Source organism: Streptomyces sp. NPDC001781, assembly GCF_053596035.1.
In genome coordinates this window covers 262,552-275,540 of record NZ_JBSFFI010000003.1, presented here as the reverse complement: position 1 = coordinate 275,540, position 12,989 = coordinate 262,552, and the positions used below count along the sequence as shown (strand labels likewise).

Genomic DNA, 12,989 nt, shown 5'->3' with positions numbered 1-12,989 from the left:
CTTCCCTATGGCTGAGGACAAGCCTAACTCTGCCCCGCCCCGGATTCACGAGGTTCGGCACACCGACACCCCGTCCGGTGTCATCCACGTACGGGCCCACCAGCCGGACCGGTTCACGGTCGTCGGAAACCACCTGGTCCAGCACCCCGTGCTGTCGCTGACCGCCATCGGGCTGGCCGCGCACATCCTGTCGCTGCCCGAGGGCGCCCCCGTCGACATCCGCAGCCTCGCCGAGCGGTTCCCCGAGGGGCGTGACCGGATCGCCTTCGCCCTGCGGGAGCTGGAGACGCACGGGTACCTCCGGCGGGTGCGGGAGCGTACGGAGAGCGGGCGGATCGGCACCCGCACCTACGCTCACCACCTTCCGGTCCACGTGCCCGCCGTGCCCGGTCCTGCCGCCGCGCCCCGAGCCCGCAGGCAGGTACCCCGGCCGTCGCGGGACGTCCAGGCCCCGTCGCAGGAGGACGACCGGGGCGCGGGCCGGGCGGAACCGGCGCCCCCGGAGACGACCACTGTTCCCTCGGCGCCCACAACACCCGGGGCACCCGTCGTGGCAGCCACGCCAACCGCTTCCCCAGCGGCAGCGGACCGACTCGACCCACCCGGCGCCGACGCCACACCGCGCTCCCGCCACGACAAGGCCGTCGCCCTTCTCGCGGGCCTGCGCCGCACCGACGCCCGGCTCACCCTGTCCCGCCGGGACGTGCACCGGCTCGCGCCCGCCGTCACCGCCTGGTTCGACGTCGGCGCGGGCGCGTCCACCGTGATCCACACGCTGACGGCGGGTCTGCCCGCGGTCCTGGAGAGTCCGGCGGCGCTGATCGCCTACCGTCTGCGGAACCAGCTCCCGCCGCCCCTGCCGGCGCTCACCGTGCCGCCCGCCCGGTCCGCCACGGCCGCTCACCCCATGCGGAACTGCGACGGCTGCGACCGCGGGTTCCGCGCGCCGGAACCCGGGCGTTGCCGGGACTGCCGGGCCGCTCCCGTGACGATGTACGCGGCCTGAAGCCGCCCCGGGGGCCGACTGCGCGTCGGTAAAGGCACGACGGGAGCGGGCGTAGCGTAGAAGGCATGTCGAAGTACGGTTCCTTTCCCGGTGCGCGGCCGCGGCGGCTGCGGACCTCGCCCGTCATGCGTCGGATGGTCGCGGAGACGCGGCTGCATCCGGCCGACTTCATCCTCCCGGCCTTCGTCCGGGAGGGCGTGAGCGAGCCGGTGCCGATCGCGGCGATGCCCGGCGTGGTGCAGCACACCCGCGACAGCCTGAAGAAGGCCGCGCTGGAGGCCGCCGAGGCGGGTGTCTCCGGGATCATGCTCTTCGGGGTGCCGGAGGAGTCGAAGAAGGACGGGCTCGGCACGCCGGGCACCGACCCGGACGGCATCCTCCAGGTCGCCCTGCGCGACGTGCGCGCCGAGGTCGGCGACGACCTCCTGGTCATGGCCGACCTGTGCCTGGACGAGTTCACCGACCACGGCCACTGCGGGGTGCTGGACGCCGAGGGCCGTGTCGACAACGACGCCACGCTGGAGCGGTACGCCGAGATGGCGCAGGTCCAGGCCGACGCGGGCGCCCATGTGGTCGGCCCGAGCGGCATGATGGACGGCCAGATCGGGGTCGTCCGGGACGCGCTGGACCAGATCGGCCGGGAGGACGTGGCGATCCTCGCGTACACCGCGAAGTACGCCTCCGCCTTCTTCGGGCCCTTCCGCGAGGCCGTGGGTTCCTCCCTGCAGGGTGACCGCAAGACCTACCAGCAGGACCCGGCGAACCTGCGCGAGTCGCTGCGCGAGCTGGAGCTGGACCTCGCCGAGGGCGCGGACATGGTCATGGTCAAGCCGGCCGGGCCGTACCTGGACATCCTGGCGCGGGTCGCCGACGCGGTGGACGTGCCGGTGGCCGCCTACCAGGTGTCCGGCGAGTACTCGATGATCGAGGCCGCCGCCGCGAAGGGCTGGATCGACCGCGACCGGGCCGTCCTGGAGTCCCTGACGGGGATCAAGCGGGCCGGGGCGCGGAACATCCTCACCTACTGGGCCACCGAGGTGGCGCGGAAGCTGCGCTAGCGGGTCGCCGGTCACCGCGTCCGAGGGGGCGCGGTGACCGGGGCCGGCTACTTCGGCCCGTCGCCCTCCTGCGTGCGCGGGCCCTGGATCTCCAGGCGGCCGTTGCTCTGCTGGGGGTTGCCGGACGGCGGGTTGCCGTTCTGGCCGCTGAGGTTGTTGCGCACCGAGTCCAGGATCGTCAGGCCCTGGGCGACCAGGCCGGCCGCTATCTCACCTAGGCCGTCCGCGCCGTTCAGGACGTTGACGTTGGCCCCCTTGAGGCCGCCCGCGGCCTCCTTCACGATCTGCGGGAGCTGGTCGATCAGCATCCGGTCCAGGGCGACCCGGTCGTGCGAGGCCGCCGCCTCCGCCTGGATCTTCATCCGCTCGGCGTCCGCGATGGCCAGCACCCGGACCCGCTCCGCCTCCGCCTCCGCGGGCTTCACGATCTCCGCGACCAGTTCCTGCTGACGCAGCTTCGCCTTGCGCAGCGCCAGTTCGGTCTGCGCGGCGAGCACCTCCTGCTGTGCGTGCGCCTGCGCCAGCGGACCGGCCTGGGCTGCCTCCGCCTGGGCGCGGTCCACCTGCGCCGAGTACTCCGCCTGGACCACCGCGGTCTGCCGGGCGTACTCCGCCTGCTTGCGGGCCGCGACCTGCTCCGCCTCGGCGGCGGCCTGGTTCGCCTGGGCCTGGGCTATCTGGGCCTGCCGCCGGATGGCCGCCTTGTGCGGGGCGGACATCGCGTCGATGTACCCGGTGTTGCCGTCGTCGATCGACTGGATCTGGAGCGAGTCCACGATCAGACCGATCTTCGCCATCTCCGTCTTCGAGGTGTCCAGCACCTCGGCCGCGAGCTTCTGCCGCTCGGTGACGATCTCCTCGACCGTCATGGAACCGATGATCGCGCGCAGGTGGCCCGCGAAGATCCGCCCGGTCAGCACCGACATCTGCTCCTGGTCGGAGAGGAAGCGCTGGCCGGCGTTGATGATGCTCTCCGGGTCGTTGCCGACCTTGAAGGCGATCACGGCGCGGACGTGCAGGGCGATGCCCTGCCTGGTCACACAGGTCTCGGTGACCTCGGCCTCGCACATCGACAGCGTGAGGAAGCGGACCTTGCGGAACACGGGGAGCACGAACTTCCCGTGCCCCGTCACCACCCGGAACGGCGCGCCCCCCAGTCCCCGCCTGCCACCCGAGATCAGCATCGCCTCGTCGGGAGCGGGAACGCGGTAACCGAACATACTGCTCGTCTCCTCAGTCGACGCCGGCGGACAGCCCGCCCAGCGTGTCCAATGGATCGCCCCACGCGATGACATCGACCTCACGCAGCCCCCGAGACTCGATCACGAGTACGGTCGCCCCGCGCGGCAGCGGCTCCTGCGACCAGGCGAGGAAGGTCTCGGAGCTGCCTCTGACCCGCACGAGGATCTCGCCGGGACCGGCGGGACCGCGCGTGCCGATGAGCAGTTCCCCCGTGCAGCCGATCACGGCTTCGTCCTGTGCCATCGCCCGGCTGCCTCCCGTCGTTTCTGGTCCTCGGATCCGACGATAGACCCGCCCCCGAGTGGCGTACACCAATATTCTCCCTGGCTTTCGAAGGGCCCCGGCACGGCGAAACGGCCCGGTCCGCGCAGAGGCGGGCCGGGCCGTTCGGGCCGTGCGGTCAGAGCTTGCCGGGCGTCCGGATGCCCAGCAGCGCCATGCCCTCGTGCAGGGTGCGCGCGGTCAGGTCGACCAGGAAGAGGCGGTTGGCCACCTGTGCGGGGGAGTCGGCCTTCAGCACCGGGCACTGGTCGTAGAACGACGTCAGCAGCGAGGCCAGCTGGTAGAGGTAGGCGGCCATCTTGTGCGGCTCGCGGGCCGCGGCCACCTCCAGGACCGTCTCCGCGAACTGGTCCAGGTGCAGGCCCAGCGCGCGCTCCGCCGGCGCCAGCGCCAGCTCCGGGTGGGCGACGGGGCGGGCCTCGCCGGCCTTGCGGAGGATGGACTGGACACGGGCGTAGGCGTACTGCAGGTACACCGAGGTGTCGCCGTTGAGCGAGACCATCTGGTCCAGGTCGAACTTGTAGTCCCGCACGGCCGAGGTGGAGAGGTCGGCGTACTTCACGGCGCCCACGCCGACGTACCGGCCGTTCTCGACGATCTCGTCCTCGGTCAGGCCCACCTTCTCGGCCTTCTCCCGCACCACTGCGGTGGCCCGCTCGACGGCCTCGTCCAGCAGGCCCTCCAGCTTGACCGTCTCGCCCTCACGGGTCTTGAACGGCTTGCCGTCCTTGCCGAGGACGGTGCCGAAGGCCAGCTGGACGGCGGCCACGTCGTCGTTCAGCCAGCCCGCCCGGCGCGCGGTCTCGAAGACCATCCGGAAGTGCAGGGCCTGCCGGGCGTCGACCACGTACAGCAGGGTGGTCGCCTTGAGGTTGAAGACGCGGTCGCGGATCGCGGAGAGGTCGGTGGCCGCGTAGCCGTAGCCGCCGTCGGACTTCTGGACGATCAGCGGGACCGGGTTGCCCTCCGGGCCCTTGATGTCGTCGAAGAACACGCACAGCGCGCCCTCGGAGCGGACCGCGACGCCGGACTCCTCCAGCATGCGGCAGGTCTCCGCGAGCATGTCGTTGTACCCGGACTCGCCGACGATGTCGGGGTCGCGGACCTCCATGTCCAGCTTGTCGAAGACGGAGAAGAAGTAGATCTTCGACTCGTCCACGAACTTCTGCCAGGTGGCGAGGGTCTTCGGGTCGCCCGCCTGGAGGTCGACCACCCGGCGCCGGGCACGGGTCTTGAACTCCTCGTCGGAGTCGAACAGCCTGCGCGCGGTCTTGTAGAGGCGGTCCAGGTTGGACATCGCCTCCTCGCCCGACACCTCGGACTCCTTGTGGTCCAGCTCGTGCGGGTGCTCGTCCAGGTACTGGATGAGCATGCCGAACTGGGTGCCCCAGTCGCCGATGTGGTGCCGGCGGACCACGTTCTCGCCGGTGAACTCCAGCAGCCGCACCATCGCGTCGCCGATGACCGCCGAGCGCAGGTGGCCGACGTGCATCTCCTTGGCCACGTTCGGCTGCGCGTAGTCGATCACCGTGGTGCCGGGGTGCGCGGCGTACGGCACTCCGAGGCGGCCGGTGTCGTCCGCGTACCGGGCGGCCAGGTTCTCGGTGATCGCCCGATCCGCGACGGTGATGTTGAGGAAGCCGGGGCCGGAGACCTCGACGTCCGCGATCACCTCGCCGGTGACGATTCCCGCGACGACCTGCGTGGCCAGTTCGCGGGGGTTGGCCTTGGCCTTCTTGGCGAGCGCGAGGATGCCGTTGGCCTGGTAGTCGGCCCGGTCGCTTCGTCGCAGCAGCGGGTCCGCACCGGCGGCGTCCGGCAGGGCGGCCGAGAGCGCGGAGGCGAGGTGCTGCTGGACGGAGTCGCTGAGGGACGTGACCGAGGCCATAGGTAAGGGTGCCGTTCTCCTCGTGGGAATGGATGGTCCCGGCCAGTATCCCACGGGGGGTAAAGCGGTTTTTTCGCGCGCGGGGGTGTCTGGGATTATGGGAGGAGGCCGGCGGGGAGCAACCGCCGGACCGGTACCCCGAACCGAAGGAGCACCGATCGTGGCTCAGAGCCCCGACACCGCCGACTGGGTCTCCCGTTTCGCGGACGACGTCATCCAGGAGTCGGAGCGTCGGGCTCCGGGCAAACCGGTCGTCGTCGCCTCCGGGCTGTCCCCGTCCGGCCCGATCCACCTGGGCAACCTGCGCGAGGTCATGACCCCGCACCTGGTCGCCGACGAGATCCGCCGGCGCGGGCACCAGGTCAGGCACCTGATCTCCTGGGACGACTACGACCGCTACCGCAAGGTCCCGGCCGGGATCGCGGGCGTCGACGAGTCCTGGGCCGAGCACATCGGCAGGCCGCTGACCTCGGTCCCGGCGCCGGCGGGCTCCGCGTACCCGAACTGGGCCGAGCACTTCAAGGCCGCCATGACCGAGGCGCTCGCCGAGCTGGGCGTGGAGTTCGACGGGATCAGCCAGACCGCGCAGTACACCTCCGGCGTGTACCGCGAGCAGATCCTGCACGCGATGAAGCACCGCGGGGACATCGACGCGATCCTCGCCCAGTACCGCACCAAGAAGGCGCCGGGGAAGAAGCCGCAGCAGAAGGCGGTCGACGAGGCCGAGCTGGAGGCCGAGGAGGGCTCCGGCGCGGCCGCCGAGGACGACGGCAGCTCCGGCTCCGCCGGGTACTTCCCGTACAAGCCGTACTGCGGCGGCTGCGGCAAGGACCTCACCACCGTCACCTCCTACGACGACGACACCACCGAGCTGGCCTACACCTGCACCGCCTGCGGCTTCGGTGAGACGGTCCGGCTGAGCGAGTTCAACCGGGGCAAGCTGGTCTGGAAGGTCGACTGGCCGATGCGCTGGGCCTTCGAGGGTGTGATCTTCGAGCCCTCCGGCGTCGACCACTCCTCGCCGGGCTCCTCCTTCCAGGTCGGCGGCCAGATCGTCGGGATCTTCGAGGGCGAGCAGCCCATCGGCCCGATGTACGCCTTCGTCGGCATCTCCGGCATGGCCAAGATGTCGTCCTCGCGCGGCGGGGTGCCCACCCCGGCCGACGCGCTGAAGATCATGGAGCCCCAGCTCCTGCGCTGGCTGTACGCCCGCCGCCGCCCCAACCAGTCCTTCAAGATCGCCTTCGACCAGGAGATCCAGCGCCTCTACGACGAGTGGGACAAGCTCGCCGGAAAGGTCGCCGAGGGCTCCGCGCTCCCCGGTGACGTCGCCGCGTACACCCGCGCCGTCGGCACCGCCGCCGGTGAGCTGCCGAAGACCGCGCACCCGCTGCCGTACCGCACGCTGGCCTCGGTCGCGGACATCACCGCCGGCCACGAGGACCAGGCACTGCGCATCCTGTCCGAGCTGGACCCCGCGAACCCGATCACCGATCTCGCCGACGCCCGCCCCCGGTACGACAGGGCCGAGGCGTGGATCAACACCCACGTCCCCGCCGACCAGCGCACCATCGTGCGCGAGGAGCCGGACGCCGAGCTGCTGAAGTCGCTGGACGACGAGGCCCGCCAGTCGCTGCGCCTGCTGCTCGACGGGCTCGCGGACAACTGGTCGCTGGACGGCCTGACCCACCTCGTCTACGGCGTCCCGAAGGTGCGCGCCGGCTTCTCCGCCGACGCCACGCCCAAGGAGCTGCCGCCGGAGATCAAGACGGCCCAGCGGACGTTCTTCGCCCTGCTGTACCACCTGCTCGTCGGCCGGGACACCGGCCCGCGCCTGCCCACGCTGCTGCTGGCGGTCGGTCAGGACCGGGTGCGGACCCTGCTCGGGGAGTAGGGCCGCACACACGAGGAGGGGGCGCCCGGTGTCATCACCGGGCGCCCCCTCCTTCGCGTGTCACGCGATGTGGTCCTCCTCCAGCTCCGCCATGTGGCGCTGCTGGAAGCGCTCCACCAGGGCCTTCAGCCGGCCGGGCTCCGGTGAACTGCCGTAGGTGGCCTCGATGTTGTCGCCGAGCACCAGCGGGGTCGGGTAACTGCCGTCTATCGAGCGGCGGAAGACCTGGTACAGATCCTCCTCGTCCGGCTCCGCCGGCCCCCCGCCCTCGCCCAGCTCGCGCGTGCGACGGGGGCCGACGGGTATCGGGAAGCTGCCGGTCTCCTCAGGGGAGGGCTGCTGGAATCGCTCCGGGGGCTGGTCCTCGTACCAGTCCCCGTACTGCTCCTCGGGGAAGTACTGGGGGTCCGGGCCGGGGTCGAAGGCCGGGTCGTAGCCGCCGTGGTAGTCGATGTCACGCGGGGGCGTGTGGAACCACGGGCTGCTCTCGTCCTCGGTCTCCGGGGGCGGCGGCTGCTCGGCCGGGGCCGGCTGGACCGGGGCGGGCGCGGCCTGGAGCGCGGCCGGGGCCGGCTGGGGGAGTCCGGGCGTCGGCTGCGGCGCCGGGGGCAGCAGGACAGGCTCGATGCCCGCCGCCGCGAGACCCGCCGGCGCGGTCTCCGCGAGCGGGACGCCGTAGCGGGCCAGGCGCAGGGGCATCAGGGACTCCACCGGCGCCTTGCGGCGCCAGGCACGGCCGTAGCGGGAGCGCAGCCGGGCCTGGTAGACGAGACGTTCCTGCTCCAGCTTGATGACCTGCTCGTAGGAGCGCAGCTCCCACAGCTTCATCCGCCGCCACAGCAGGAAGGTGGGCAGCGGGGAGAGCATCCAGCGGGTGAGGCGGACGCCTTCCATGTGCTTGTCGGCGGTGATGTCCGCGATCCGGCCGACGGCGTGCCGGGCCGCCTCCACCGCGACCACGAACAGGATCGGGATCACCGCGTGCATGCCCGTGCCCAGCGGGTCGGGCCAGGCCGCGGCGCCGTTGAAGGCGATCGTCGCTGCCGTGAGCAGCCAGGCCGTCTGGCGCAGCATCGGGAAGGGGATGCGCATCCAGGTCAGCAGCAGGTCGAGCGAGAGCAGAACGCAGATGCCCGCGTCGATGCCGACCGGGAACACGTACGAGAAGTTCCCGAAACCCTTCCGCAGGGCCAGCTCCCGGACGGCCGCGTACGAACCGGCGAAGCCGATACCGGCGATGACCAGCGCGCCGGTGACGACCACGCCGATCAGAACGCGGTGCATCCGAGTCAACTGCATTGGCGCGGCCACTCGTACTCCCCTCCCTTGCATGTTGTTGCGCGCAACAGAGTGGCACAGGTGTGCGCCGAACGTGGTGTCGGTCAGTCCTTCTTGGGGGTGGCCGAGGACGCCGAGCCCTTGGGAGCGGGGGACTTGGAGGCACCCTTGGACGGGCTGGCCGACGGCGAACCGCCCTCCGTGTCACGGCCGTTGGCCTTGGCCACGGCCGCGACCGCCTCCTTGGCCGCCTTCTTGGCGTCCGCCGTGAGGTCGTCCGCGTCCGGGGTCTTGTCGCCCGCGAGACCGGCGCCGTTGTAGTCGAGGGTGATCACGACGTTCTCCACGCGCGCGACGACCGTCTGCTGCTTGAAGGCGCCTTCCTTCTTCTTCAGGTCGTAGTGCACCGCGGTCGCCTCGTCGCCGGTGCCGCCGAGCGCCTCCGTCCTGGTGTTCTTCGCCCCCGAGGCGGCCTTCGCGTCCTGGACCTGGCGCGAGTAGTACGTGTGCGCCTGGTCGTTGCCGCTGCCGCGCGAGGTGTCGGAGTCGAAGCGCAGCAGGGAGACGTTCAGCCAGCGGAACTGCGAGCCCTTGACGCCGTTGTTGTCGAGGCTGGTCCAGGAGCAGGAGGTGCGGTTCGCGGCGTCGTCGCCGGAGCCCTTCCTGCCGTCCGTGTCCGCCTCCGGGACCAGGTCGCCCAGGGTCTTCTCGGGCAGCACCTCGCACGGCTCGGGCAGCTTGCGGAACACCGACGCCTGCACGGTCGGGGAGGGCTTGGCCGAGGGCCGCCCGGAGCCGCCGCCGGCGGACGGCTTGGCGGAGGTGCCCGCCTTGCCCGGCGCATCGCCGGAGTCCGAGGAACAGGCCGCGGTGATCAGTACCGCGGGAACGGCTGCCGCGCACACCAGGGCACGGCTCAGACGCGTGGCACGCGGTCCACGCTGGGCACGGTCGTCTCGCTGGGCTGCTCGCTGCATGGTTCCTTCACTCGTGACGCTCGGTGTTCGTGCGGGTTCCTGCGGGGCCACCGTACGCGGTGCGCCCGGCACGCGGTCGCCGCTCGAGCGTCTTCGGGGAGGTGGCCGGCGGCGGGCGAGGAGGCGTCAGCCGTCCAGCGCGTCGGCCAGTTGAGAGGCCAGATCGCGTGCCCTGTCCTGCATTTCCTTGCTGTCGGGGACCGTGCCGACGGCCATCGGCTGCTCCTCGTAGTCGATGGTGACGACCACGTTGGACGTGCGGAACACCACAGTCACCGTCCGGGGCCCGGCGGCCGAACCGGACGAGCCGAGCTGGTCGTCCAGGTACGCCTCGTCACCGAGGTCGGACAGCACGCGGGGCCTGAGGTCGTCGGGCGCGGCGCTGCCGGAGCCGCCCGCCGCCGGGCCGGTGGAGGCGTCCGGGGAGGAGCTGCCGGAGGGGTCGGCGGACGGCGAGGGGCCGGCGCTCGGGCCGGTGCCGGCGGACGCGGGCGCGGAGAGCGAGGGCACGGGGAGGCCGGCGGCCCTGGCCATGCCCTGGAAGAGCTTCTGCGCCTGCGCGTCGTCGCTGACCGCGCCGTCGTACGACACCACGCGCTCGAAGTCGACCGAGAGGCGGTCGGTGGCGAGGGCGGACTCCACCTTCCAACGGCAGCCCACCTTGCGGTCGGTGTCGTAGGTCAGCGCGGGCACGCCCCGGTACGCCTTGTCGCGCTGGCCGGGGTCCGTGAGCTGCTGGACGCCGGGGAGCAGGGTGTCGAGGGTGTCGTGGCCGACGGCGCCGCAGGGCTCGGGCAGGGTGCGGTACCGGCCGGGCTCCGCGGCGGCCGGGGCGGAGGCGGCGTCGCCGGGGTTGGCGTCGTCGGTGGGGGTGCCGCCGCCGGAGCCCGAGCTGCAGCCTGCCAGCAGGGCCGCGAGGAGGGCGGCGGTGCCGGTGATGTACGCCTTCCGCTGCACGGTCGGGCTCCTTATGACGGTGTGCGACCCGACGGCGGTGCCCGGTCGATGCTCCAGTGTCCCCGCCGGTTAATCGCTTGCCGCGACGGGGCGTCTGCTGGACACAATGTGTATCGCACGCACCGCGGTGGTCGCCGGTCCCCTGTCCCATTTCACCGGCCCTGGCGCCGCTTTTGCGTTCTGCCGGTTCGGGTGACCTCCGTGAGCAATGACCCTTGCCTGGCGTATGAGTTGTCATGCCACCTTTGGGGGATTGATCGGTTATGTCGTACGTGGAGATACCGGGCGCCCGCGTCCCGGTGCGGATGTGGACCGACCCGGCCACCGTGGAGGACGGCGCCCTGCGCCAGCTCCAGAACGTGGCCACGCTGCCCTGGATCGAGGGGCTCGCCGTGATGCCGGACGTGCACTACGGCAAGGGTGCGACGGTCGGCTCGGTCATCGCCATGCGCGACGCGGTCTGTCCGGCGGCGGTGGGCGTCGACATCGGCTGCGGCATGTCCGCGGTGAAGACCTCCCTCACGGCCAACGACCTCCCCGGCGACCTCACCCGCCTCCGCTCCCGCATCGAGCAGGCCATCCCGGTCGGCCGGGGCATGCACACCACCGCCCTGGACCCCTCCCGCTTCCACGCCCTCCCCACCGCGGGCTGGGACAGCTTCTGGTCCCGCTTCGACACGGTGGCCGGACCGGTCCACTTCCGCCGGGAGCGGGCGGCGCTGCAGATGGGGACGCTGGGCGGGGGCAATCACTACATCGAGCTCCTGCTCGACACCGACGACGCGGTCTGGCTGACCCTGCACTCCGGTTCCCGGAACATCGGCAAGGAACTGGCCGAGCACCACATCGGGGTGGCGCAGAAGCTCCCGCACAACCAGGGCCTGGTCGACCGCGACCTCGCCGTCTTCGTCGCGGACACCCCGCAGATGGCGGCCTACCGCAACGACCTGTTCTGGGCGCAGGAGTACGCCAGGTACAACCGCACCCTGATGATGGCGCTGCTGAAGGACGTCGTCCGCAAGGAGTTCAAGAAGGCCCGGCCGGTCTTCGAGCCGGAGATCTCCTGCCACCACAACTACGTGGCGGAGGAGCGGTACGACGGCAAGGACCTGCTGGTGACCCGAAAGGGCGCGATCCGCGCGGGCACCGGTGAGTACGGGATCATCCCCGGCTCCATGGGGACGAGTTCGTACATCGTGAAGGGCCTCGGCAACAGTGCCGCCTTCAACTCCGCCTCTCACGGCGCCGGCCGGCGCATGAGCCGCAGCGCGGCCAAGCGCCGGTTCGGCACGCGGGACCTGGAGGAGCAGACGCGGGGCGTGGAGTGCCGCAAGGACGCCGGGGTGGTGGACGAGATCCCCGGTGCCTACAAGAACATCGACCAGGTGATGGAGCAGCAGCGCGACCTGGTGGAAGTGGTGGCCAAGCTCAAGCAGTTCGTCTGCGTGAAGGGCTGAGGGCCCTCACAGCTCCCGGTGGATCTTGGTGTTGCTGGCCTGGGCGCGGGGGCGGAGGACCATGAGGTCGACGTTGACGTGGCTGGGGCGGGTCACGGCCCAGGTGATGGAGTCGGCGACGTCGTCCGCGGTCAGGGGGGCCGCCACGCCCTCGTAGACCTTGGCGGCCTTCTCCCTGTCGCCGGCGAAGCGGGTGAGGGCGAACTCGTCGGTCTTGACCATGCCGGGGGCGATCTCGAGGACCCGGACCGGCTTGCCGACGATCTCCAGGCGGAGGGTCTCGGCGAGGACGTGTTCGGCGTGCTTGGCGGCGACGTAGCCCGCGCCGCCCTCGTAGGTGGAGAGAGCGGCGGTGGAGGAGACGACGACCACCGTGCCGTCGCCGCTCGCCTCCAGCTTGGGCAGCAGGGCCTGGGTGAGGTTGAGGGTGCCGAGGACGTTCGTCTCGTACATCGTGCGCCACTGCTCCGGGTCGGCGTCGGCCACCGAGTCGGCGCCGAGCGCGCCACCCGCGTTGTTGACGAGGACGCCGATGGTGCGGAACGCGCCGGCGAACTCGTCCACCGCCGCCCGGTCCGTCACGTCCAGCGGGTAGGCGGTGGCCGAGTGGCCCGCCCCGGTCAGTTCCTTCGCCAGCGCCTCGACGCGGTCGGCCCGGCGCGCGGTGAGCACCACCCGGTACCCGGCCTCCGCGAGCCGCCGCGCGGTGGCCGCGCCGATTCCGCTGCTCGCGCCCGTGACGACGGCGATACGGGACGCGGCGGAGGGGGCGCTGGCCATGGGCTGCTCCTCGAAGAGGTGTCGGAGAGATCGGCGTCCAGCCTAAGGGCTGTCCCGTGATCCCCGGCGGGCGCGCGACGACGGCCACGGCGCCTCGCCGCGTTGCCGGATCGCCCGCCTGCGCCCGGTACGAGGGCGACCCTCCGCCTTGCGGCGCCCGCATCCGCCGC

At 71.7% G+C, this 12,989-nt stretch carries 11 protein-coding genes; 4 read left to right on the top strand and 7 right to left on the bottom strand.

Annotation, left to right across the window (positions count from 1 at the left end; genetic code table 11):
- The first annotated feature begins 7 nt into the window (after window positions 1-7).
- Together ACWCV3_RS04480 and hemB are read left to right on the top strand one after the other, a co-directional pair.
- Complete coding sequence (locus ACWCV3_RS04480) at window positions 8-1,006, top strand: helix-turn-helix domain-containing protein (RefSeq protein ID WP_451218160.1); 999 nt, start codon at window positions 8-10, stop codon at window positions 1,004-1,006.
- 65 nt (window positions 1,007-1,071) lie between these two features.
- Entirely contained in the window at window positions 1,072-2,064 is a 993-nt protein-coding gene (hemB, locus tag ACWCV3_RS04475; protein ID WP_451218157.1) for a porphobilinogen synthase, read from the top strand.
- Between the two features lie 47 nt (window positions 2,065-2,111).
- Here hemB and ACWCV3_RS04470 read toward each other — a convergent pair whose 3' ends face one another.
- From ACWCV3_RS04470 to argS, 3 genes are all read right to left on the bottom strand, one after another.
- Window positions 2,112-3,284 carry a flotillin family protein gene (locus tag ACWCV3_RS04470; RefSeq protein WP_451218154.1) on the bottom strand — a complete coding sequence of 391 codons (1,173 nt, stop codon included), beginning with the start codon at window positions 3,282-3,284 and terminating at the stop codon, window positions 2,112-2,114.
- Between the two features lie 13 nt (window positions 3,285-3,297).
- Window positions 3,298-3,549 (bottom strand): hypothetical protein, encoded by a 252-nt coding sequence (locus ACWCV3_RS04465; RefSeq protein ID WP_451218151.1) that lies wholly within the window; start codon window positions 3,547-3,549, stop codon window positions 3,298-3,300.
- A 157-nt stretch (window positions 3,550-3,706) separates the two neighbouring features.
- Window positions 3,707-5,476, bottom strand: coding sequence for an arginine--tRNA ligase (gene argS, locus ACWCV3_RS04460; RefSeq protein ID WP_451218148.1), 1,770 nt, complete (start codon window positions 5,474-5,476; stop codon window positions 3,707-3,709).
- Between the two features lie 97 nt (window positions 5,477-5,573).
- Here argS and lysS point away from each other — a divergent pair, with 97 nt between their 5' ends.
- On the top strand, window positions 5,574-7,370 hold the full coding sequence (lysS, locus tag ACWCV3_RS04455) for a lysine--tRNA ligase (RefSeq protein ID WP_451218145.1): 1,797 nt from the start codon (window positions 5,574-5,576) through the stop codon (window positions 7,368-7,370).
- Between the two features lie 60 nt (window positions 7,371-7,430).
- On the opposite strand, the gene ACWCV3_RS04450 is transcribed toward lysS, so the two are convergent.
- The 3 genes from ACWCV3_RS04450 to ACWCV3_RS04440 all read right to left on the bottom strand — a co-directional run bounded on the left by ACWCV3_RS04450 (window position 7,431) and on the right by ACWCV3_RS04440 (window position 10,582).
- Entirely contained in the window at window positions 7,431-8,654 is a 1,224-nt protein-coding gene (locus ACWCV3_RS04450) for a DUF2637 domain-containing protein (protein WP_451218143.1), read from the bottom strand.
- 98 nt (window positions 8,655-8,752) lie between these two features.
- Entirely contained in the window at window positions 8,753-9,625 is an 873-nt protein-coding gene (locus ACWCV3_RS04445) for a DUF3558 domain-containing protein (RefSeq protein ID WP_451218141.1), read from the bottom strand.
- A gap of 126 nt (window positions 9,626-9,751) precedes the next feature.
- On the bottom strand, window positions 9,752-10,582 hold the full coding sequence (locus ACWCV3_RS04440; protein WP_451218139.1) for a DUF3558 domain-containing protein: 831 nt from the start codon (window positions 10,580-10,582) through the stop codon (window positions 9,752-9,754).
- A 263-nt stretch (window positions 10,583-10,845) separates the two neighbouring features.
- On the opposite strand from ACWCV3_RS04440, the gene ACWCV3_RS04435 reads away from it, so the two are divergent.
- The gene (locus ACWCV3_RS04435) at window positions 10,846-12,039 is read left to right on the top strand and encodes an RtcB family protein (RefSeq protein ID WP_451218136.1); all 1,194 of its coding nucleotides are present in this window, start codon (window positions 10,846-10,848) and stop codon (window positions 12,037-12,039) included.
- A 6-nt stretch (window positions 12,040-12,045) separates the two neighbouring features.
- Here the strand turns inward: ACWCV3_RS04435 and ACWCV3_RS04430 are convergent, their stop codons facing one another.
- Window positions 12,046-12,819 (bottom strand): SDR family NAD(P)-dependent oxidoreductase, encoded by a 774-nt coding sequence (locus ACWCV3_RS04430; protein ID WP_451218133.1) that lies wholly within the window; start codon window positions 12,817-12,819, stop codon window positions 12,046-12,048.
- Window positions 12,820-12,989: the final 170 nt, after the last annotated feature.